Genomic DNA, 20214 nt, shown 5'->3' with positions numbered 1-20214 from the left:
CAGGACACCGAGTCACTCGATGCAGTTTTTATCCGATAGCCACGGTTGTGAAGGCTGGAAAGGCGAAATGGCCGCACGCATCTGCGCGTTCGACTGGAGCCATACCGAGTTGGGCCCGCTCGATCGTTGGCCCGCCAGTCTGTGCTGCGCCGTGCAGATGATGCTCGCCTCGCCGTTGCCGATGGTCATGCTCTGGGGCCGCGCCGGTTACATGATCTATAACGACGCCTACTCGGAGTTTGCCGGTGGCCGCCATCCTTACTTGCTTGGCGTGCCGGTGGAGTTGGGTTGGCCGGAAGTTGCCGAGTTCAATCGGCATGTGGTCGACACTTGCCTGGCGGGTGGCACTTTGTCGTTTCGCAACAAAGAGCTGGTGTTGTTGCGCGACGGGGTTCCGGAAGACGTCTGGATGGATCTTTATTACAGCCCCGTGGCTAATGACGAAGGTCGCCCGTCCGGGGTGATGGCAATGGTGGTGGAAACCACCGAACTCGTGCGCTCCGAGCAATTGCGTCAAGCCGCGGAAGAAGCCTTCCGCGCCGACAACGAACGTGTGCGCCTGGCGCTCAACGCCGGGGCTTTGCTCGGCTCGTTTGTCTGGGATGTGAAGCACAATGTGTTGTCGGCGGATGAGCGTTTTGCCCGCACGTTTTCTTACCCGCCGGAACATGATCTGAGCAACCTGGCACAACACTTTGTGCAATCGCGAATTCACCCCGATGACCGTGCCTGGGTTCAGGAAAATATCGACCATTGTGTAAAGACCGGCGCGCCGTACAACGTCGAATACCGCGTACTGCGCAGCGATGGCAGTTACCTTTGGGTGCTGGCCAGCGGCGGTTGCGAATTCGACGAACGCGGTGAAGCACTGCGTTTCCCCGGGGTGTTGATCGACATTCATGAGCGCAAGAGCGCCGAAGAGTCCCTGCTCAAGTTCACCCGTAACCTCGAACAGCGCGTGGCCGATGAAGTCGAAGCGCGGCTCACTGCCGAAGAACAACTGCGCCAATCGCAAAAGCTCGAGTCCATTGGCGGACTTACCGGTGGCGTGGCCCATGACTTCAATAACCTGTTGCAGGTAATTGCCGGCAACCTGCACCTGCTGGCGCGGCATGAGCCGGATAACGCCAACGTGCAGCGGCGCGTCAGCGCGTCGCTGGCGGCGGTCGAGCGCGGGGCCAAGCTGTCTTCGCAACTGCTCGCGTTTGCCCGGCGTCAACCGCTGTCGCCGGCCGTGTGCAATCCGCAGCAAATATTTGAAGGCGTCGACGAGTTGCTGCAACGGGCGCTCGGCGAAACCATTCACATCGATGTGCAATTGCCACAAGCACCGTGGCACATCAACGTCGACCGCAATCAACTGGAAAACGCCATTCTCAACCTGGCAATCAACGCTCGCGATGCCATGAAAGGCGAGGGCACGATTGTGCTGAGCGCCTTCAATACGTTTCTGGACAGCACGTTTTGCGCCGGCAAAGGCATCGTCCCCGGCGAATTCGTGCGGGTGACGGTCTGCGATTCCGGCGTCGGCATTCCCGCGCAGATACTGGAGCAGGTGTTCGAACCGTTCTTCACCACCAAGGCCGATGGCCAGGGCACCGGGCTCGGCTTGAGCATGGTGTTCGGTTTCGTCAAACAGAGCGGCGGGCATGTCGAGATCGACAGCAAGCTGGGCGAAGGTACGCGGGTCGAGCTGTACTTTCCGCGCAGTTTGCGGCCGATTCGCGAAGAGTGCTCCACCGCTGATGAAGTGTTGGGCGGGGGCAACGAGACCATTCTGGTGGTCGAGGACAACGACGCGGTGCGGGCCTCGGCAGTGGAATTGCTGCGCGATGAGGGCTATCAGGTACTGATTGCCGGCAACGGCGATGCCGCGATGCAGATGCTGCTGGAAGGCGTTGAAGTGGATCTGATTTTCACCGACGTGGTCATGCCTGGGCTGATCAAGAGTTCCGACCTGTTCGCCTGGGCCAAGGTGCAGAAGCCTCCGGTGGCGGTGCTGTTCACCTCCGGGCATACCCGCGACATCATCTCGCGCAATCACCAGTTGAGCCCCGACACACATTTGCTCGGCAAGCCGTATGGCCCGGAATCGTTGTTGCAGATGATTCGTTCGGTGCTAAGCGGCTGAGCTTGAAAACTTCCCACCAAGGCAGGCTGATGACTTCAAAACGCACCTCCAAAGCACCCGCCGGCATGGTTCGCGTGCGCGGCGCCCGTGAGCACAACCTGAAGAACGTTGACATCGACATCCCCCGCGATGCGTTGGTGGTGTTCACCGGCGTGTCCGGGTCGGGCAAGTCGTCCCTGGCGTTTTCCACTTTGTATGCCGAAGCCCAGCGCCGCTACTTCGAATCGGTCGCGCCATACGCGCGGCGGCTGATCGATCAGGTCGGAGTGCCGGATGTCGACTCCATCGAAGGCCTGCCTCCCGCCGTGGCCCTGCAACAGCAGCGGGGCACGCCGAGCACGCGCTCCTCGGTGGGCAGTGTCACTACGTTGTCGAGCCTGATCCGCATGCTCTATTCCCGCGCCGGCAGTTACCCGCCGGGCCAGGCGATGCTGTACGCCGAGGATTTTTCGCCGAACACGCCGCAGGGCGCCTGCCCTGATTGTCATGGTCTGGGGCGGGTCTATGAAGTCACCGAAGCGTTGATGGTGCCGGACCCGAACCTGACCATTCGCGAGCGTGCCGTGGCGTCCTGGCCGCTGGCATGGCAAGGGCAGAACCTGCGCGACATCCTCGTGACGATGGGCATCGACGTCGACATCCCATGGCGAAAGTTACCGAAAAAGCAGCGCGACTGGATTCTCTTCACCGAAGAAACCCCGACCGTGCCGGTGTACGCCGGGCTGACCCCGGAAGAGACCCGTGTCGCCCTCAAGCGCAAGATGGAGCCGAGTTATCAAGGCACCTTCACCGGCGCCCGCCGCTACATCCTGCACACCTTCACCCACTCGCAAAGTGCGCTGATGAAAAAGCGCGTGGCGCGGTTCATGCTCGGCAGCCCTTGCCCGTTGTGCGATGGCAAACGGCTGAAGCGCGAGGCGTTGGCGGTGACATTTGCCGGGTACGACATCGGTGAGTTGTCACAGATGCCGCTGCTGCAAGTCGCTGAAGTTCTAAAACCGGTGGCGGCTGCCAGTTATCTGGAGCACGCCGAGGAAACCGGCGAAACCCTCAGTCACGCGCAAACCCGCGAAGCCCGACAACAGCGCGTCGCAAAGGGTGCCAGTGGTCACGCCAGCGCGCCAGATGTGCGCCATACACCGAACCTGTCACTGGAAAAACGCCTGGCGGCGCAGCGCATTGCCGAGGATCTGCTGGAACGGGTCACCACGTTGACAGAACTGGGTCTGGGCTATCTGGCTCTGGAACGCAGCACGCCGACCTTGTCGTCCGGTGAGTTGCAGCGCCTGCGATTGGCGACGCAATTGGGCTCGCAGTTGTTTGGCGTGATTTACGTGCTCGACGAACCCTCCGCCGGTTTGCACCCAGCCGACGGAGAGGCGTTGTTCGAAGCCTTGCAGCGCTTGAAGGCCGATGGCAACACGCTGTTTGTGGTTGAGCATGATCTGGAAACCATGCGCCGCGCTGACTGGTTGATCGACGTCGGGCCGGCGGCGGGTGAGAAGGGCGGTCAGGTGTTGTACAGCGGCCCACCTGCGGGGCTGGCCGACATCGAACAATCGCAGACCCGCGCTTATCTGTTCGCCGAAACGCCACGCCAGACGCGTGCCGCGCGCAAGCCGACGGCGTGGCTGAAGCTGGAAGGCATCACCCGCAATAACCTCAACAACCTCAGTGCCGAGTTTCCCTTGGGCTGTTTCACTTCGGTGACCGGTGTGTCCGGTTCCGGCAAGTCGAGTCTGGTCAGTCAAGCATTGCTGGAACTTGTCGGTGCACAACTGGGACGGCCAAGCGCTGAGGCTGAGGCTGAAGAGCTGAGCCTTGAAGACGACGCGCCGCAAGTCAGCAGCGGCCAGATCACGGCCGGGCTGGAGTCGATCAAGCGCCTGGTGCAGGTCGATCAGAAACCCATCGGTCGTACGCCGCGCTCCAATCTGGCGACCTATACCGGGCTGTTCGACAACGTGCGCAAGCTGTTCGCCGCCACTCCCCAGGCGCGGGCGGCGGGCTATGACGCCGGGCAGTTTTCCTTCAACGTTGCCAAGGGTCGTTGCGCGACGTGCGAGGGTGAGGGGTTTGTCAGTGTCGAGTTGCTGTTTATGCCCAGCGTGTATGCGCCGTGCCCGACGTGTCATGGCGCGCGTTACAACCCGCAGACGCTGGCGGTTTTGTGGGAGGGTTTGAGCATCGCGCAGGTGCTGCAATTGACGGTCGATGAGGCGGTGGAAGTTTTTGTCGGGCAGCCGGGGATTCGCCGTTCGCTGGAGGTGTTGCGCGATATCGGCCTTGGTTATTTGCGACTTGGTCAACCGGCCACGGAGCTGTCGGGCGGTGAGGCGCAGCGGATCAAACTGGCCACCGAGTTGCAGCGCAATCAGCGCGGCGCGACGTTGTATGTGCTAGATGAACCGACCACCGGCCTGCATCCGCGGGATGTCGACCGACTGTTGGAACAACTGGATTCGCTAGTGACAGCCGGGCACACGGTCATCGTGGTCGAGCATGAAATGCGCGTGGTTGCGCAGAGCGACTGGGTGATCGACATCGGCCCGGGGGCGGGAGATGAGGGCGGCAAAATTGTCGTGGCAGGCACGCCGCAGAAAGTGGCAACCAGCAAAAAAAGCCGGACTGCGCCATTCCTGGCCCGCGCCCTGAGCCGATAATGGCTTCGATCCCGATGGCCTAATCGCTGGCTTGCCAGCGATAGCGGTGGAGCAGGCAGCATTGATGTTGAGCGAGCAGGCCTGATCGCTGGCAAGCCAGCTCCCACAGGTTTTTGGGATGTGCTCGGGTTTTGAGTTCCCTTCAATTCGTGTGGGAGCTGGCTTGCCAGCGATAGCGGTGGTTCAGGCGCCGTCGAGTGTGCGGCGAACCTTGTCCAGCAATTCGCTGATCTGAAACGGTTTGACCAGCATGTCCATCCCTTCGCCGAGAAATACCTGACGGTTGAGCGCGGTTTCGGCGTAGCCGGTCATGAACAGAATCGGTAACTCTTCGCGCCAGCCTCGCGCAACATCTGCCAGTTTGCGCCCGCTCATGCGCGGCAAGCCGACGTCGCTCAGCAACAGGTTGATCGATGGATCGTTCTGCAAGCGGTCCAGCGCCGTCTCGATGTCGCCGGCCTGAGTGCAGCGGTAACCGGCATCTTCCAGCACTTCGGTGACGAACATCCGCACCGCAGCCATGTCTTCGACGATCAGCACATGCTCGCCAGTACCCCGCGCATTGACTACCTCTGGTGAAGCTTCAACGCCGACCGGATGGCTGGTGGCCGGTAACATGATGGTCACTTCCGTGCCCCGTCGGGCGACACTGCGAATGTGCGCATCACCACCCGATTGCCGGGCAAAACCATAAATCGTCGACAAGCCCAGCCCGGTGCCCTGGCCCAAGGGTTTGGTGGTGAAGAATGGGTCGAAAACCTTGTCGATCACGTTGTGCTCGATACCGGTGCCGTCATCGCGCACCGACAACGCCACATAGGCGCCATCGGCCAGATTCGGATCACCGTGGGAATACGCCGCGTAGGTGTTGACCCAGATATTGCCACCATGGGGCAGCGCATCGCGGGCGTTGATCACCAGGTTGAGCATCGCGCTTTCCAGTTGGCTCGGATCGACCAACGCAATGGCCGGTTTGTTGGTCAACTCAAGCTTGAGCGCAATCCGCTCACCGATGGTGCGCACCAGCAGTTCTTCCAGCGACCGCATGTGCTCGTTGATGTCTACGGGCCGGGTGTCCAGCGGTTGCTGACGGGCGAACGCCAGCAAACGATGGGTGAGCGAGGCTGCGCTCATCGCGGAATTCAGCGCCGCTTCGGCATACAACTTGACCTTTTCCGGACGATTGTCGTCGATGCGCTTCTGGATCAGCTCAAGACTGGTGATGATGCCGGTCAGCAGGTTGTTGAAGTCGTGGGCAATGCCGCCGGTGAGCTTGCCCAGGGCATCCATTTTCTGCACTTGCAGTAACTGCGATTCGGCGCGTTCCAGTTGTGAGGTCGTGTCATCCAGTCGTGCCAGATGCGTGCGTTCGCGATGGCGGTGTTCGGTGACGTCTTCGACAAACACCAGGCTCAGCTCGGGCGTGCGGTACGGCGAAATCTGCCATTCGGTCTCGCGAATCTCGCCCTGCACGCGCATGTTCAGCGTGCCTTTCCAGCGCTCGCCATCGACCAGGCGCAGGCGCAGTTCATTGAGAATCGCGTTTTGATCGTCGGCGAAGCATTCGCTCAGGGCCTGCGGGTCGCGGTTATCCAGAATCAACTGATTGAACGCGTGGTTGCACTCATGCACCTTGAGGTTCGCATCCAGCACCGCGATGGGCGCGGACACATTGACGAAAATCTCGCGGAATCGCGCCTCGCTTTCGCGCAGTGCATTTTCCGTGTCGCGCACCCGCAGCAGGGTGCGCAGGGTGGCGAGCAGCACGTCCGGGTCGACCGGGTGAATCAGGTAGGCATCGGCTCCGGCATTGAGGCCGGTGATGATGTCGCCGGTCTGGATCGATGCCGCCGAGACGTGGATCACCGGCAGCAGTGCGGTACGGGCATCGGCACGCAGGATGCGCACAATATCGAAGCCGCTCATGTCCGGCAGGTTGACGTCGAGTATCAGGGCGTCGAACGCTTCGCTTTCGATCAACGCCAGACCATCAGTGCCAGTGCCGGCCTCGAGGACTTCATAGTCGTGGCGTTCAAGACGTTTGCGCAGGGCATAGCGGGTGGCGACGTTGTCATCGACGATCAACAGGCGGATGTCACGTTTCATCGACGTTCTCCAAAGCGATCGCCAACGGAATAATCACGTAGAAGGTCGAGCCGACGCCCGGTGCGCTGTCCATTCCGACCTCTCCACCCAACAGGGTCGCGAAGCGTTTACACAAGGAAAGTCCCAGGCCGGTGCCGCGCAAGCGTTTCTGCAGCGGCGAGTCGACCTGGGAAAAGTCCTCGAACAATGCACCATGCAGCTCCGCCGCGATACCAATACCGGTGTCGCTGACGGCAAAACGCACTTTGTCCGTGCCTTCAAGTCGTGCCGAAACCCGCACTTCGCCACGCGTGGTGAACTTCAGCGAGTTGGAAATGAAGTTGCGCAGGATTTGCGCAAGTTTCTTGTCGTCGGTGTACAGGCGCGGCAGGCCTTTGGGTTCCTCGAAGATCAGGTCCACTGCCGACGCATCGACAATAGGCCGAAACATCCCGCGCAGGGCGGAAAACAGATCGAACATGTCGAACCACGCCGGGGAAATGGTGATGCGTCCGGCCTCGATTTTCGCCAGATCGAGCAAGTCGTCGACCATGTCGCTGAGTTCGCGGGCGGCAGTGCTGACGAAGGCGACCTGTTTGTGTTGCTCGGGGCTCAGCGGCCCGTCCAGCTCGTCGGCGAGCAGGCTGTTGATGCTCAGGATCGAACCCAGCGGGGTGCGGAACTCATGGCTCATGTACGACAGGAAACGGCTTTTGAGGTCCGAAGCCTGGCGCAATTCCTCTGCCTGAATGTCTAGCTCGGCGTACAGCGCCAGCACGCCCTGATTGGTTTCATCGAGCTCTGCGCGCAAGGCTTCAGTTTCACTCTGCAACTGGGCGATCAGCGCAGCCTGTTCGGCATTGCTCGCAAGGGGCGACTCAGCCATGGGCGGCCTCCAGAGCAACGACCAGTACCGTTACATCATCCCGACCGCGGCAGAAGTCGCGATGCAAAATGGCGGCTATCACGGCAGGATGGCGGTGCACCAGGCCGGGATAGTCTTGAAGATTCCAACGGGACTGCAAACCGTCGCTGTACATGATCAAAAGATGTCCGTTCACATGAGCATAGTCAAAGGGCTGGGCTTTCCGGTACTGGACGCCAACGATGCCAGGGTGCGAAGCCAGTCCGCGGGATTTGTCGGCAGCAATCAGACTGGCGCCGATATTGCCCACCCCGGTGAAACGGAGGCTGGCGCTATCGGCATGAAACTGCGCAAACGCCACCGCGCCGCCACGGGTGCCGATCATGTCCCGGTGCAGGTCTTCCATCAGCATCGTCGGTGTGCTGAAAGGCGCACGGGCGAACGCTCCCTCGCCGGCGCGGCCGGCAATTTCGGCGTCTTCACCATGGCCGAGGCCGTCAACGATCAGCGCGCTGATATCTGCGCCGTGATACGCCAGATGCCAGACATCGCCGCAGGCCGGGTCGTCATGCAGCGAGTGCTGACTAACGCCGTAAAGCAGGTCAGGCTGACGGGTGTTGCGCGGGTACAAACGCGCGAGCAACACGGCTCCGCGGTGGTCGGCATACACGTCAAACACATCGGCCAGGCGTGACACCGCGCCAAGGCCGATGCCTTGGGTGCCGCCGGTAGAAAAGCCGTCAGTGAGGCATGCCTCCAGATCAAAGCCCTTGGCACGATCCACCGCCAGCAGTTCGATCCCCGCATCGCCCTGACGTGGCAGCACTCGCAAGTGCAGCTCGCCACGGCCGGCATGTTTGAGCAGGTTGCTCGCCAGCTCGGTGGCCACCAGTGCCACGCGTCCGGCATCGCTTTCACTGAAACCGTGCTGTTCGGCAAGCCGTTGAGCCGTGCGCCTTGCATAGCCGATCTGGCTGCTGTCTTCGATCAGTAAGACTTGGGTCAGTGACCCGTTAATGTTCATGTCCATCGCGTAATCGTTATGCGGGTGCCCTTGCCGGGCTCCGTGTCCAGTTCGAACTCCTGGACCAGCCGTTTAGCACCGGTCAGACCCAGGCCCATGCCGCTGCCGGAAGTCCAGCCGTCGGTCATTGCCAGTTTGATGTCGGCAATACCCGGCCCCTCGTCGCGAAAGGTCAGGCGCAGACCGACCTTGTGATCCTCATCGAGGATCTGCCAGTCCATGTCGCCGCCTCCCCCGTAAACCATGGTGTTGCGCGCCAGTTCGCTGACAGCCGTGACCATTTTGGTCAGGTCGATCAGGCGCATGCCGCACTCGGTGGCCAGTTTGCGTGCGGTCTGGCGGGCCAGCACCACATCCTGCTCAATGTGAATGGGTTGAGTACCGCTACTGCGCACGGTCATTGCTGACTTACTCGTTCCCGCAGCACTTTCATCCCACGCTCGACATTGAGCGCCGTGCTGACACCGGGCAGAGTCAGGCCGAGTTCGACCAAGGTAATCGCCACCGCCGGCTGCATACCAACCAGCATGGTTTCAGCGTCCATGATTTTCGACAGGCCGGAAATCGTGCTGATCATCCGGCCGATGAACGAGTCGACCATGTCCAGCGCCGAGATGTCGATCAACACGCCACGCGCCGAGGTTCTGCTGATGCGTTCGGACAGATCGTCCTGCAGGGTCAAGGCGAGCTGGTCATGCATGTCGACCTGAATGGTCACCAGCAGGAACTCGCCCATCTGAAGAATCGGAATTCTTTCCATGACGTCAGACCGCTTTGCTGAGGGTGATGCCCAGGCGTGTCAGGGCCAGTTTCAAAGCATCGGCCAGATTGGCCTTGGTGACCACGCCTTGCAGGTCGAGCCCCAGGTGCACGATGGTCTGCGCGATCTGCGGACGCACGCCACTGATGATGCAATCTGCGCCCATCAGGCGGATCGCGGTAACGGTTTTCAGCAGGTGCTGGGCGACCAGGGTATCGACGGTAGGCACGCCGGTAATGTCGATGATGGCGATTTCCGAACCGGTATCGACGATGCGTTGCAGCAACGATTCCATCACGACCTGTGTGCGCTGCGAATCGAGGGTGCCGATCATTGGCAACGCCAGCACGCCGTCCCAAAGCTTGACCACGGGTGTGGAGAGTTCCAGCAGTTCTTCCTGCTGACGCTTGATCACCGCTTCGCGGGATTTCTGGAAGGTCCGAATGGTGTGCAGGCCGAAGGCGTCGAGCAATTCGGAAACTTCCCAGAGCTGCTCGGCGAGCAGCGCCGGTTGTTCTTTGTAGTGCGCTTGCAGCAGCCTGAATAGCGGGCCTTTCAGGGCGAAGATGAAACTCGCGGTTTGTTGTGAGTCCTGGCCGAGCAGGGCGCGGCTATGGGAAAGCTTTTCAAGGAACAGGCGGGTCGTTTCCCAACCTTGCGCATTGACGTTGGTGCCGTTGTCACTCTCAAGGCCCGTGACCACCAGTTGCAGGAATTCGCTGGTTTGCTGCTGCAGGTCGTGTTCTTTCAGATTGCGCGTGGCGCCGCTCGCTTCCAGGCCGTTGATCCATTCGCCCAGCAGTTGTGCCTGCTTGTTTTTCATCGCATCGAGTGTGCTGTTCTGCAGTGCTGCCATGTGCCTGTTGCTCCGTAACGAATGAGGGGCCGATTTCATCAAATTGATCGGCGCGAAATCAGTGACCGTAGCCGTTTCAAATAGTTGTGCAGTCTTCGAGGATATTTTTGATTTGCCTCAAGAAAGGCCCGAGTAACTCTAGTCGGCATGGCTGCAAGGCGCGAAGTTTTGAACGTTGGCGTGCAGGCGGCTTCGAATCTGCAAGGCCCGACTGGTTTCAGTCGCGCTGGCGATGACTAAAGAGGTGCTTATGAACGAGCAATCGACACAGCAGAACAATCAATCCGGGGAACCGATCGATCGCAATGACCCGGCGATTGACCCGCAAGTGCCGGGGCAATCGGCGCCGACGCAGCCTGCGCAGCAACAGGGCGATACAGACCAGGCGCAAAGTGCTGATCCGGCAGTGGATCAGAAGAACCAGAACACCGATAACGACAACGAGTTCAGCCCCGGTTTCGAACCTGAACCGGATCGGGCGAAGCCGGGTGAAGAGACCGACGCGGATATTGATACTGACGGGGGTTAATCAAGGCTGAAACGAGGAGGCCGCATCCATTGGATGCGGCCTCTTTTTTTGCCTGCCCGATACTTACTTGCTCGGATATTTGGCTTGCAGCTCTTTCGCCGCCGACAGATGTTTTTCCAGCCCTGGCAGCATTTTCTGGGCGAAGGCTTTCAGCTCGGTCGCGCCTTTGACCTTGTCATCCGTGACGGTATTGGCTTGCTTCTTGAACAACTCGATGGTGTCTTCGTGGGCCTTGACCTGATTGTTGGCGTAGGCCGCATCGAAGGAATCATCGCGCATTTCGAGGATTTTCTCTTTGGCCTGTTTGACCAGCGTGGTGGTGTCCGGCACCTCGATATCGTGAGCCTTGGCAATCGTCGCCAGTTCGTCATTGGCCTTGCCGTGATCGGTGATCATCATTTCGGCAAACTGCTTGATGTCGGCCGACTGGCTTTTTTCCAGCGCCAGGCGACTGGTTTCAATCTCGGCGATGCCACCGGCAGCGGCATTGTCGACGAAGTCATTGTCGGTAGCGGCAAATGCGCTGCCCATGCTCGCACTCAGGGCAACGGCGAGAGCCAGGTGACGCAGGTTGAATCCGTCCATTTGGTGTATCTCCACGCAGGTTTTTGTGAGCGTTAAAGAGTGGAGAGGCGAGGGCGATCAAAGGTTTTATCGCATTTGCGACAGGGCGACGAACGGCCACCGCTGGTCTGACAGGGAGTCGACAGAACGCCCTGACCGAGGCCATTCTGATGGCTGGCCAGCGCAATCGGTCGCGTTGGTCACCGATCAACTCACGGAGGTGTTCCATGCCGGTTCCCCATGACCTGTTTCAGGACTTGAGCTGCACGAAGGAAGAGATCCAGCAAAAACGCACCCAGGATCCGCGACTGGATTCATTGATCAACAAGTATTCTCAGGCTGATGCCGACGTGGTCAAGGCAGAGACAGCCACCTCGGACGCCCCCAGCGACGACGCATTGAAAAAACTCAAAGAGAAGCGTCTGAAGGTCAAGGACGAGATCGTCAGCCACTTGCAGGCGCCGTCCTGATCTTCTGGTTGTCCGCCGACCTACGGTTGCAAATGGACGGGAACGACAACCCCTGCCGGCACCTCGAATGTACAGAGTCCGAATTCATCGACTTCTTGCGAGGTGCCTCATGAGCGATCCCAAATTCCCGAGTGAAGAGCAGGGCGCATTCGACCCGGTGCCGACGCATCCCGAGCCGAACAGCCCGGCGCATACCACGGCCAATCCAGATGAGCCTGTCGAGGATCTTCCTGAAGACGAAAACCCCGACAAGTCTTCCAACTGACAGACCGCTATCGCTGGCAAGCCAGCTCCCACAGGTATTGGGTCGTGCACATACTCTGTGAACCCCTGTGGGAGCTGGCCTGCCAGCGATGGCGTCAGTCAACTCACCACAAAACCGACAGACTCACTTCAGCGCATCAGCCAACGGCATCCGCGCCATATGCATCGCCTTCAACGACCCGAAATACAACCAGTCCCCATACTCCCTCACCGTGGTGATCGGCGAATAATTGCCGTCGCTCGCGTCCTGCAGATTGGTAATCACCTTGCCCTGCAAATCCAGCCCCAATACAAAACCGCGCTTCTCCACGGGTTTGGGCAACACGCTCAACGCCCGCACAATCATCTTGCGCACGAATGGATGCCCGGCCGTGCCATCGAGCAAGGCATTACGCGGTGCGTACAACGCAACCCAGAAACGGTCGTGGCCATTGAATGACAGGTTGTCCGGCAGCCCCGGCAAGTTGTCGATAAACAGGTCATGAGTGCCCGCCTGGGGGCCTTTCAGCCAGAAGCGACTGATGCGGTAGGCGCCGGTTTCATTGACCAGCACATAGGCATCATCCGGGCCGAGGGTCACGCCGTTGGCGAACTGCAGTTTGTCGAGCAGGATGCTGGTCTTGCCGGTCTGGAAGTCATAGCGCAGCAAACGCCCGTCACCGCCGTGCTCAATGATCGCCTCGCCGTCATGACCGTAGCCCCATCGGCTGGAGGCATCGCTGAAGTAGGCGTAGTGCCCGGACTTGTCGATCGCCACATCATCGGTGAAACCGAAGGGCACGCCATTGGCCTCTTTGGTCAAGGCCGTCACCTGGCCCTGTGCATCGAGAGACAGCAAACCCTTGACCCCGTCGGCGATCACCAGCAGCCCGTTGGGATGCCGCGCAAGCCCCAGCGGCCGGCCACCGGTGTCGGCCAGCACTTTGCGTTCCTTGCCATCAAGACTGCTGCGGATCAGCCGACCGTCATGCAGACCGGTGATCAGGAATTCTCCTTCCAGCAGCAGCGCTTCCGGCCCTTCGATGTCACTGGGGCCGACCTGCACCGCACCTTTGAGGCGCTGGTTATCGGCGTAGATCCCTTCGCGCAACGAGGGCGCCGCCTGCGGTGTCCAGGCAACCGGCTCGACCTTGGTGGGCATCAGCAGCAGAAACGCGATGACGACGACAATCAGCAACAATAGAAACTGCCCCCACCTCATGCGCTGGCCCTCGCTGAAGCCAGATACTGCGTAGCCATGTCACGCAGCGCGAGCATGGATGCGGCGGACTCACGGTCGATCCGGCGCTTGAGCAGCAATCGATTGGCGATACGCATGCCCAAGCCGTCGAAACGATAATCCAGCGTGCGCACAAACCGCGTGCTGTCACCTTCGGCGTAGCACTCGTAAGTCAACGCCAGCGACAACCCGTGATCACCCTGGGCCCGCGCGCACCAGCGTCGCCCGGGCAGGTATTCGGTGACTGCCCAGCTCAAGTGACCTGCGCGGCCGCCGGCATGAATGTCTTCTTCAAAGCATGCGCCTGCATGCAGCGGGCCGGATGGGCCGTCGATCTTCAGCGATGACGGATGCCACTCAGGCCAGCGGCCGACACTGGCCGCGTAGGCGAGTACGGCAATCGGGTCGCCAGCGATATCGATCTGGTGCTGCATGCGGGTCATGGGCATTCTTGAATAGCTCAAAGGGGCGGTTTGCGGCTCCCAGTAAAGGGTGCCGAACAGGTAGTCCATCAGCGGTAGAACAATGTTGAAATTACGCTCTTGCATGCGCTCGCGACGGTGATGCAGCTCATGCAAATGGCGCATCTGACGGATCCACGGCAGGCGCGTCAGCGGGTTGTGCGGCGGCAAGTGTTCGGCGGCGTGAAACACCTCGTAAGTCAGGTAACCCAGCACCATGCTGCCAGCAAACAGCCCGGCGACGTTGGCGTTGAACTGCGCGAACAGCCACCACAGCGGCAGGGTAATCACCAGCGTATGGATCACGATCAGCCACGCCGGAAACAGAATCACCCGCCAGTCGCGAGCACTGTCGTAGGTCATGTGGCCGGGCGTGAAGAAGCTGTGATGGTCCCCCGCATGCCGGGCGTAGAACATTTTGGCGAAGGTTTTTTTGTGGTGGCCGAGATGGCGATGGACCATGTACACGCCAAAGTTGAAAAACAGCAGGGTCAGCGGCACGCTCAGCCATTCCAGCCAGCTCGCCTGGTGCACGCTGCTCCAGAACGCGCCGATGGCCAGCACCCCGAACAGCAGCACGAAGGCGCCGTGCAGCCACGGGTTGTAGCGCGGATGAATGGCCGCACGATAGCGGCTGCGGAATGCCTCGGTGGTCTGCCTCACTGCGTTCACCTGCGGGTATTTTGTTGTACCCGGCAGATTAGCCGATCCGGCCATCGATGCAGGCCGGACCTTGAGGCCACATGCGCCATGATCCGGTGTAAAGCGCCCACTCGGGCTTCGCGATCAGCTCAGCGGGTTCCAGCGTTGTGACCAATCGTCATCGGTGCGGATCACTTCACGCAGCAGATTGAAGGCTTGCTGCAATGTCGCCGAGTCGCGATCACGCGAATACACCAGATAGGTTGGATAGCCGAATTCCGGGGCTTTGGTTACCGTTTCCAGTGCGCCGCTTTCCAGATAGGTGCGCACCACACGGGTGCGGAAGTAGCCGCTGCCGCCGTTTTCCAGGATGTATTGCAGGGCGAGTGGGCCCAGATTGAAACTCAGCGCGGCTTTGGCTTTTTCCGGCAGGGCGGCGTCGTGCTGGCGGCGGAAGTCCGGGCCCCAGTCGATATAAACGTAGGGGTCCGGGCGATCAGGCGCGCGCACCAGAATCAGTTTTTCCTCCAGCACCTGTTCGACTTGCAACCCCGGCCAGTATTCCGGTTGATAGACCAGCGCCGCGTCGAGCACGCCGAGTTCTAGTTGGCGCAGCAGGTTTTCACCGTCGCGGATTTCCATGCGCAGGGCATGCCCGGGGATCTTCTCGCGCAGCTCGGCGGCCCAACTGAGCATCAGCGGGTTGCACAGGCTGACTTCGCCGCCGATGTGCAGCACGTTGTGATAACCCTCAGGCAGCGGCAGGTCGCGTCGCGCCGCCTCCCAGGTCTGCACCAGTTGATTGGCATAGACCACGAAGGCCTCGCCATTGGCTGTCAATTTCGCCCCGGCGCGATTGCGCACGAACAGCGTACTGCCCAACTGGCTTTCGAGTTTCTGCACCCGGGCGGTGATCGCCGTTTGGGTGACGAACAGCTTCTGCGCCGCCGCCGCGAGACTGCCGTGACGGACGATTTCCAGAAAGGTGCGAGCGAGGTCGATGTCCATGGGCGGGCCGGTGTTTGAGGTGCGGGCATTGTAAATGCAAAGAGCCTGTCACCCTAACCCTCCCGAAACGTCGGACAGCCCCGAGGGAGAGGGGACCGACCGAGGTGTCTTTCGTCATGCATCGACCTGAACCGCCATGTCGACTATGGATTCAGCGCCAAACCTTCAGGTCGGTCGACTTTGGATTCAGAACAGGTCTTTCAAGTCGGTGTACATCTCCAATATTCCCGAATCGGTTCCCTCTCCGTTGGGAGAGGGCCAGGGTGAGGGGAAAAACAGTCGCCACAGAATCAACCCGCCAACTCAATCCCACCAGCCGCGCCGACGATTGCGGGGGTGGCCTGTTCGCACACTGCCAGGTTTCTTTGCTCCAGAACGCAAAAATCCCGCCACAGGGGCGGGATTTTTTGTCACTGAACAGCGGTATTACGAAGGGAACAGCTCGGACAGTTTCATCGCCAGCATCATGTCGCCTTCAGCGCGCAGTTTGCCGCCCATGAACGCCTGCATGCCGTCGGTCTCACCGTCAACGATGCCTTGCAGGGTTTCACCGTCCATGACCAGAGTGACCTGGGCGTCCGGGTTCTCGCCTTCTTGCAGCTCGCAGGTGCTGTCTTTGACGATCAGCGAGAAGTTCTTGGTGTCGTCGATGCGGAAACCGAAGACCAGGTCCAGGCCGGCAGCAGCGGCTGGGTTGAACTTGGCTTTCATTGCTTGTACGGCATCAGCTACGGAGGTCATGGTTCGATCCTTTCTTGGGTAATAGGAGCTGGGTGATTACAGCAAGGGTCACAGTAATCCGGACTCAGCGGAAAGTGATGAGTTCCGGGGCCTTCAACAGTTGCAGATGGGCATGACTGTTGAAGGAAGCCAGGGCCACCTCGCGGCCGCGAAACTTCAGCTGGTTGAGCGAGGTGTTGACGATTTGCCAATTCAGTTCAAAAGCCTGTTTGGCAGGCATTTGTGTAATGAGGTGGAGCATGGCGGTGATCGTGCCGCCAGAGGTGAACACCGCGATTTTCTGGTTTTGTTCGGCCTGTTCAATAATTCGATGCAGCCCGGCCTGAACCCGTTCAACGAAACCCAGCCAGCTCTCCAGCCCCGGTGTGTCATAGGTGCCGGCCAGCCAGCGCTCGATGATCAGGGCAAAAATGCGCTGGAACTCGCCGCGGTTTTGCGCAGCGTTGCGCAAGATGTCGAGGGCTTCAGGCTCGTCTGGCAACATCGCCGGGAGCAGGGCGCGGATTACCGCGTCAGCATCAAATTCGTTAAACGCGGAATCGGTTTCCAGCGTCGGCACCGACAGGCCTTTGGCAGTGAATTGCTCCAGCGCACTGGTGGCCGTGTGTTGTTGGCGGCGCAGATCACCTGCCAGGCAGCGATCGAAGCGAATCCCCAGTTCAGCGAGGTGCTGACCGAGGATTTCTGCCTGACGCACACCGGTCGGCGACAGGACGTCATAGTCGTCTGCACCAAAGGAGGCCTGGCCATGTCGAATCAAATAGATGCTGCCCACGTCCGCGTCGTCCCGGTACGTTGAAGGTTTGGCGAGATTATGAGGATGCCGGGGAGCTGTCAATGAAAAAACATACGCTTGTTTGAAATGCCCGTTACAGGCGTGTTGCCAGAGGTTTCACGACTGGCCGACGAGCCGGCGCATGGGTATGCTGGGGCCATTACGCGTGGAAATCACATCCACGCTTCGTTTTGAGGAGTCTCTGTGGAGTTTTTCACCAACTGACATCGATGAGGCCGAACCCTAAGAACCATACGGGCTGGGCCTTTCATGACGATACTCTCCGCAGAAAATCAGACTCAAACTGTTAGAAAACTGTTAGACCTTGCCTGTCCTTATCTGTATAGGAGGCAGGGTCGATACACCCTCAGAGTCCGCCCAAAGGGCTCCCGAATGACCTGCTCACTCTCCCTCAAGACATCGCAAAGGCAGGCCGCGTTGACGACTGCGACTCATCTCCTGACGACTCTTAGAGCCTTCCATTTGGATAACCCTGACGCGACTTGGGAGCAACTCAAAGAGCATCTGTTATGGCTTGCTGAAGGCGTTTTACAATCTCGCTCCTACTGGGAAGGTCTCGGCAGTAGTGGCATGGGCAGTATTGGTCACGTTCGCTTGCTGACAAAGCTCGGAGCCGCCCTAAGTGACGGACTCTTTAAGTCGCCCTCGGGTTTGCTGCTTAAGCAATGGTGGGTAACTTGTCGTGGCGCTTGCGGGGCGCCTTAGGGGCGGAAAGGATCTGCATCACCCTCACACGCCTTCAAGCGGGCAATAACGTTAGGAGAGGTTTTAGCGATGTCGATGCGACCTGTTCCATTGAGGTAGATGTCTAACGCGCCGCCCCATTTTGGCGTGATGTCGATGCACCTCCGAAGCCCCTTATCGGTCCACCAATCGAACATCATAAAGAATTTATGATTAGGGAAAATATGTCCAGTATCAAATGTGGCTTGCCCCGGAAGCATCCTTTCCTTATGGATATTGTGCTGCGTGTTCCAAATCAGTCGAAGCTCCTCTGTGCCCTCTTTGGAGTAGTGGACACGCACGACAGGGGTCGCCACGTACCAGAAAAGCATTGGGAAAATAATGAGTGTTCCAATAACATATCGGGCCTTAATATTTCTCGCATACATGAATACGGACTCCCTCTCCCCATCCTTCCGGTTTGACTGCAAGCACTGCGTCCATGACTGCTTGTGGCGGGACGCCCCCATGTGGGTAATCATTGAAGAGTTTGATGCCGATACTAATTGAAAGTCGATCAGGGACGTCATCCCAGGCTCTTAACCCTTCTACACCTTCTGTGGCATGAGGCCCTTGGAGCCTTTGCTCATCTTTTGCGACAAATATCTGCTCTTCCCACCGTCGAAGTTGATCTGAAACAATTTGCTCGGCTCCAGCGCCATCCAGAAGGACGCCTTCGGTGAGTCCGCCAGCCATGCCCACATAGCCATAGTGGATGTTCGACCAGATATCGTAGAAGTAGTCGTACTTGCCTTGCCTATGGCGATACCTACCAAACTTTGCATGGATCTTTGGCTTGTGGTCCCAAACTCGGTCCTGACCTACTCGTTCAGTCCAAAGAGCCATCGCAGCCGTGGCATTGGCCGTACCAATAGTTTGAGGGTTGGTCGCACCAATTTGGGCATACCAAGGTAGCTCCATTTGCTTGCGGGTCTCCTCCGCAACGTCATAGCTGAGCAATTCCTTCATCTTTAAGACCGAGGAGTCGTGAATATTGCGATTCATCTCGTCCGCGATGTAATCCGCCAGCTTCGCCATCATGTTCGGGTGGGTACAACCTTCAGGTCCATCGTTCTCCTCGGGCTTATCCTCAGGCTCCTTACCGGCTGCCTTAGGATCCACCAATGCGTTCGCTGCTAAGGCTTTCTCCTTGAGCTTCGGGTCGGCCAACAAGGTCGCCATCTTCTCATCGTCTACGGAACCGTCTGGCCGGAAGGCTCCCAGCGCCATGAAGTTAACAATGGTTGCCCCACCAGCGTCACCCATGACGAAGCCACCACCGACATCACCTGACCCCGTGATGACTGTCCCGCCGTGACTGGTTGGGCTCCCTAAGTGGGCCATAGGACGGCCGTTCACTTGTATAGAAGGAAAGCCTGTAGTGATTACCGCACCACACCCACAGGTATCACCAACGCGGGCGGAGCCCATGAAGTTGATATTGACGTCACCGCTGGCTGAAGCAATTGGGGTAGTCCCGTGTCCGGGTAAAGGGCAGACGTGTTTGTCGCCCAGTCGAGCAGAAGAAATCATTGAGCATCGTCCTTGCGTCTTTCGTCCATAGACAATCACCAGCCTTTGAGCGGGCGCGTGGGAGGCTACTGGAAACGGAAGGGCAGGTCTGTAGGAAAAGTCTTAATCTTGAACAGTGGGTGCCGCAAAAATCTCATTGAGCGAGCTCATAGTCGAAAAACGGGAGAGACCCACGGTTGCTACTACGCCCACTCTTTGCGCTGGTAATGGCGAATAGCTTCAGCGCCGACCGTTATAGGAGATAGAGCTTTTATCAATACCTATGTCGTCGCGAACAGCATTGAGGAGGCCGAGAGCCTTTTCCCGGACGTTAGCCCATTCATACGTCGCCTCACCGTGAGAGATTTCCAGAAGATGGTCCATCAACTCATCTTGAGCATCCATTACTGATTGAGGCGCCAGCATGGCGAGATAGCCATAAACCCTCATTCGTTGTTCGTTGAACTCATCGAAACGGGCCCCGGCTTCATTGGCTACTAATCTCCCGCTTTCGTGAGAGTCAAGCGAGGCAAGCAGTCGAGCCACCGAGTCGATAACCGCCCGATAGATCACCATTTTCTCATTCTGAAACCGGAGGGTTGTCTGCATGACAACATCGAGTTCCCGTTTGGTTGACTCAAGCTGAGCGGCAAGTTTATTAGTCTGCTTAGCCAGCATCTTGTCGGCCCACAGCTTCCCAAACCAAGTGGACAAACCCAACACAACGACACTTCCGCCCCCAATTGATACGAGTCCCGTAGCGAATATCTTCAAGGCATCTTCCCAGCTCATAGCAGCATCCTTTGGGCAAAGAATGAGTATGGTTGAATCCGGGGCGTCCTCACGAACCTTTGAGAATCTGACAGAAAAATCTGAATGACCACCTCAATGTCTTTACAGC

The 20214-nt window shown here is 59.0% G+C and carries 20 protein-coding genes; 5 read left to right on the top strand and 15 right to left on the bottom strand.

All coding sequences use genetic code 11. The features are described from left to right. Window positions 1-19 precede the first annotated feature (19 nt). Both JJD74_RS16010 and JJD74_RS16005 read left to right on the top strand, forming a co-directional pair. Window positions 20-2131 (top strand): hybrid sensor histidine kinase/response regulator, encoded by a 2112-nt coding sequence (locus tag JJD74_RS16010; protein WP_200615374.1) that lies wholly within the window; start codon window positions 20-22, stop codon window positions 2129-2131. A gap of 29 nt (window positions 2132-2160) precedes the next feature. Continuing rightward, the gene (locus JJD74_RS16005; RefSeq protein ID WP_200615366.1) at window positions 2161-4794 is read left to right on the top strand and encodes an excinuclease ABC subunit UvrA; all 2634 of its coding nucleotides are present in this window, start codon (window positions 2161-2163) and stop codon (window positions 4792-4794) included. Window positions 4795-4977: 183 nt separating this feature from the next. Here the strand turns inward: JJD74_RS16005 and JJD74_RS16000 are convergent, their stop codons facing one another. The 6 genes from JJD74_RS16000 to JJD74_RS15975 are packed head-to-tail and all read right to left on the bottom strand — an operon-like array spanning window position 4978 to window position 10384. Continuing rightward, complete coding sequence (locus JJD74_RS16000) at window positions 4978-6900, bottom strand: response regulator (protein WP_200615363.1); 1923 nt, start codon at window positions 6898-6900, stop codon at window positions 4978-4980. After that, a complete protein-coding gene (locus tag JJD74_RS15995) occupies window positions 6890-7765 on the bottom strand; it encodes a sensor histidine kinase (protein ID WP_042559429.1) in 876 nt (291 codons plus the stop codon). The genes JJD74_RS16000 and JJD74_RS15995 overlap by 11 nt, the downstream gene beginning before the upstream one ends. After that, the gene (locus tag JJD74_RS15990) at window positions 7758-8768 is read right to left on the bottom strand and encodes an anti-sigma regulatory factor (protein WP_200615581.1); all 1011 of its coding nucleotides are present in this window, start codon (window positions 8766-8768) and stop codon (window positions 7758-7760) included. The genes JJD74_RS15995 and JJD74_RS15990 overlap by 8 nt, the downstream gene beginning before the upstream one ends. Further along, window positions 8765-9169: an anti-sigma regulatory factor gene (locus JJD74_RS15985; RefSeq protein ID WP_042559428.1), complete on the bottom strand. Its 405-nt coding sequence runs from the start codon at window positions 9167-9169 to the stop codon at window positions 8765-8767. The genes JJD74_RS15990 and JJD74_RS15985 overlap by 4 nt, the downstream gene beginning before the upstream one ends. Then, a complete protein-coding gene (locus JJD74_RS15980; RefSeq protein ID WP_042559427.1) occupies window positions 9166-9528 on the bottom strand; it encodes an STAS domain-containing protein in 363 nt (120 codons plus the stop codon). The genes JJD74_RS15985 and JJD74_RS15980 overlap by 4 nt, the downstream gene beginning before the upstream one ends. A gap of 4 nt (window positions 9529-9532) precedes the next feature. Next, complete coding sequence (locus JJD74_RS15975) at window positions 9533-10384, bottom strand: STAS domain-containing protein (protein WP_042559426.1); 852 nt, start codon at window positions 10382-10384, stop codon at window positions 9533-9535. A 250-nt stretch (window positions 10385-10634) separates the two neighbouring features. Between JJD74_RS15975 and JJD74_RS15970 the strand changes: the two genes are divergently transcribed. Further along, window positions 10635-10913 (top strand): hypothetical protein, encoded by a 279-nt coding sequence (locus tag JJD74_RS15970; RefSeq protein WP_042559425.1) that lies wholly within the window; start codon window positions 10635-10637, stop codon window positions 10911-10913. Window positions 10914-10976: 63 nt separating this feature from the next. Here the strand turns inward: JJD74_RS15970 and JJD74_RS15965 are convergent, their stop codons facing one another. Next, window positions 10977-11498 (bottom strand): DUF4142 domain-containing protein, encoded by a 522-nt coding sequence (locus JJD74_RS15965; protein WP_047301553.1) that lies wholly within the window; start codon window positions 11496-11498, stop codon window positions 10977-10979. A 206-nt stretch (window positions 11499-11704) separates the two neighbouring features. Here JJD74_RS15965 and JJD74_RS15960 point away from each other — a divergent pair, with 206 nt between their 5' ends. Continuing rightward, complete coding sequence (locus tag JJD74_RS15960) at window positions 11705-11947, top strand: DUF465 domain-containing protein (protein WP_042559423.1); 243 nt, start codon at window positions 11705-11707, stop codon at window positions 11945-11947. Window positions 11948-12056: 109 nt separating this feature from the next. After that, a complete protein-coding gene (locus JJD74_RS15955) occupies window positions 12057-12212 on the top strand; it encodes a hypothetical protein (protein ID WP_200615360.1) in 156 nt (51 codons plus the stop codon). A gap of 123 nt (window positions 12213-12335) precedes the next feature. Here the strand turns inward: JJD74_RS15955 and JJD74_RS15950 are convergent, their stop codons facing one another. From JJD74_RS15950 to JJD74_RS15915, 8 genes are all read right to left on the bottom strand, one after another. After that, window positions 12336-13412 (bottom strand): SMP-30/gluconolactonase/LRE family protein, encoded by a 1077-nt coding sequence (locus JJD74_RS15950; protein WP_200615358.1) that lies wholly within the window; start codon window positions 13410-13412, stop codon window positions 12336-12338. Further along, a complete protein-coding gene (locus tag JJD74_RS15945) occupies window positions 13409-14554 on the bottom strand; it encodes a sterol desaturase/SRPBCC family protein (RefSeq protein ID WP_200615355.1) in 1146 nt (381 codons plus the stop codon). The genes JJD74_RS15950 and JJD74_RS15945 overlap by 4 nt, the downstream gene beginning before the upstream one ends. A 123-nt stretch (window positions 14555-14677) precedes the next feature. Beyond that, a complete protein-coding gene (locus JJD74_RS15940) occupies window positions 14678-15541 on the bottom strand; it encodes a LysR family transcriptional regulator (RefSeq protein WP_047301547.1) in 864 nt (287 codons plus the stop codon). A gap of 426 nt (window positions 15542-15967) precedes the next feature. After that, window positions 15968-16282, bottom strand: a complete 315-nt coding sequence (locus tag JJD74_RS15935; RefSeq protein WP_115147013.1) for an SCP2 sterol-binding domain-containing protein — start codon at window positions 16280-16282, stop codon at window positions 15968-15970. A 64-nt stretch (window positions 16283-16346) separates the two neighbouring features. Further along, on the bottom strand, window positions 16347-17057 hold the full coding sequence (locus tag JJD74_RS15930) for a histidine phosphatase family protein (protein ID WP_047301545.1): 711 nt from the start codon (window positions 17055-17057) through the stop codon (window positions 16347-16349). 722 nt (window positions 17058-17779) lie between these two features. Further along, window positions 17780-18190, bottom strand: a complete 411-nt coding sequence (locus JJD74_RS15925) for a hypothetical protein (RefSeq protein ID WP_200615353.1) — start codon at window positions 18188-18190, stop codon at window positions 17780-17782. Continuing rightward, window positions 18171-19334: a polymorphic toxin type 44 domain-containing protein gene (locus JJD74_RS15920; protein ID WP_200615351.1), complete on the bottom strand. Its 1164-nt coding sequence runs from the start codon at window positions 19332-19334 to the stop codon at window positions 18171-18173. Before JJD74_RS15920 ends, JJD74_RS15925 begins: the two co-directional genes overlap by 20 nt. Window positions 19335-19553: 219 nt before the next feature. Then, on the bottom strand, window positions 19554-20105 hold the full coding sequence (locus JJD74_RS15915; RefSeq protein ID WP_200615343.1) for a hypothetical protein: 552 nt from the start codon (window positions 20103-20105) through the stop codon (window positions 19554-19556). Between the last annotated feature and the right edge of the window lie 109 nt (window positions 20106-20214).

Source organism: Pseudomonas sp. MF6776 (assembly GCF_016613125.1).
GTDB classification, from domain to species: domain Bacteria; phylum Pseudomonadota; class Gammaproteobacteria; order Pseudomonadales; family Pseudomonadaceae; genus Aquipseudomonas; species Aquipseudomonas iridis.
Note: the sequence above shows the minus strand (reverse complement) of the source record. Positions and strands in the feature narration are given on the sequence as shown.

Bases quoted from the DNA above. Each gene is read 5' to 3' on its own strand.
- JJD74_RS16010 (WP_200615374.1), top strand. From the start codon at position 20: ATGCAGTTTTTATCCGATAGCCACGGTTGTGAAGGCTGGAAAGGCGAA.
- JJD74_RS16005 (WP_200615366.1), top strand. From the start codon at position 2,161: ATGACTTCAAAACGCACCTCCAAAGCACCCGCCGGCATGGTTCGCGTG.
- JJD74_RS16000 (WP_200615363.1), bottom strand. From the start codon at position 6,900: ATGAAACGTGACATCCGCCTGTTGATCGTCGATGACAACGTCGCCACC.
- JJD74_RS15995 (WP_042559429.1), bottom strand. From the start codon at position 7,765: ATGGCTGAGTCGCCCCTTGCGAGCAATGCCGAACAGGCTGCGCTGATC.
- JJD74_RS15990 (WP_200615581.1), bottom strand. From the start codon at position 8,768: ATGAACATTAACGGGTCACTGACCCAAGTCTTACTGATCGAAGACAGC.
- JJD74_RS15985 (WP_042559428.1), bottom strand. From the start codon at position 9,169: ATGACCGTGCGCAGTAGCGGTACTCAACCCATTCACATTGAGCAGGAT.
- JJD74_RS15980 (WP_042559427.1), bottom strand. From the start codon at position 9,528: ATGGAAAGAATTCCGATTCTTCAGATGGGCGAGTTCCTGCTGGTGACC.
- JJD74_RS15975 (WP_042559426.1), bottom strand. From the start codon at position 10,384: ATGGCAGCACTGCAGAACAGCACACTCGATGCGATGAAAAACAAGCAG.
- JJD74_RS15970 (WP_042559425.1), top strand. From the start codon at position 10,635: ATGAACGAGCAATCGACACAGCAGAACAATCAATCCGGGGAACCGATC.
- JJD74_RS15965 (WP_047301553.1), bottom strand. From the start codon at position 11,498: ATGGACGGATTCAACCTGCGTCACCTGGCTCTCGCCGTTGCCCTGAGT.
- JJD74_RS15960 (WP_042559423.1), top strand. From the start codon at position 11,705: ATGCCGGTTCCCCATGACCTGTTTCAGGACTTGAGCTGCACGAAGGAA.
- JJD74_RS15955 (WP_200615360.1), top strand. From the start codon at position 12,057: ATGAGCGATCCCAAATTCCCGAGTGAAGAGCAGGGCGCATTCGACCCG.
- JJD74_RS15950 (WP_200615358.1), bottom strand. From the start codon at position 13,412: ATGAGGTGGGGGCAGTTTCTATTGTTGCTGATTGTCGTCGTCATCGCG.
- JJD74_RS15940 (WP_047301547.1), bottom strand. From the start codon at position 15,541: ATGGACATCGACCTCGCTCGCACCTTTCTGGAAATCGTCCGTCACGGC.
- JJD74_RS15935 (WP_115147013.1), bottom strand. From the start codon at position 16,282: ATGACCTCCGTAGCTGATGCCGTACAAGCAATGAAAGCCAAGTTCAAC.
- JJD74_RS15925 (WP_200615353.1), bottom strand. From the start codon at position 18,190: ATGTATGCGAGAAATATTAAGGCCCGATATGTTATTGGAACACTCATT.
- JJD74_RS15920 (WP_200615351.1), bottom strand. From the start codon at position 19,334: ATGATTTCTTCTGCTCGACTGGGCGACAAACACGTCTGCCCTTTACCC.
- JJD74_RS15915 (WP_200615343.1), bottom strand. From the start codon at position 20,105: ATGAGCTGGGAAGATGCCTTGAAGATATTCGCTACGGGACTCGTATCA.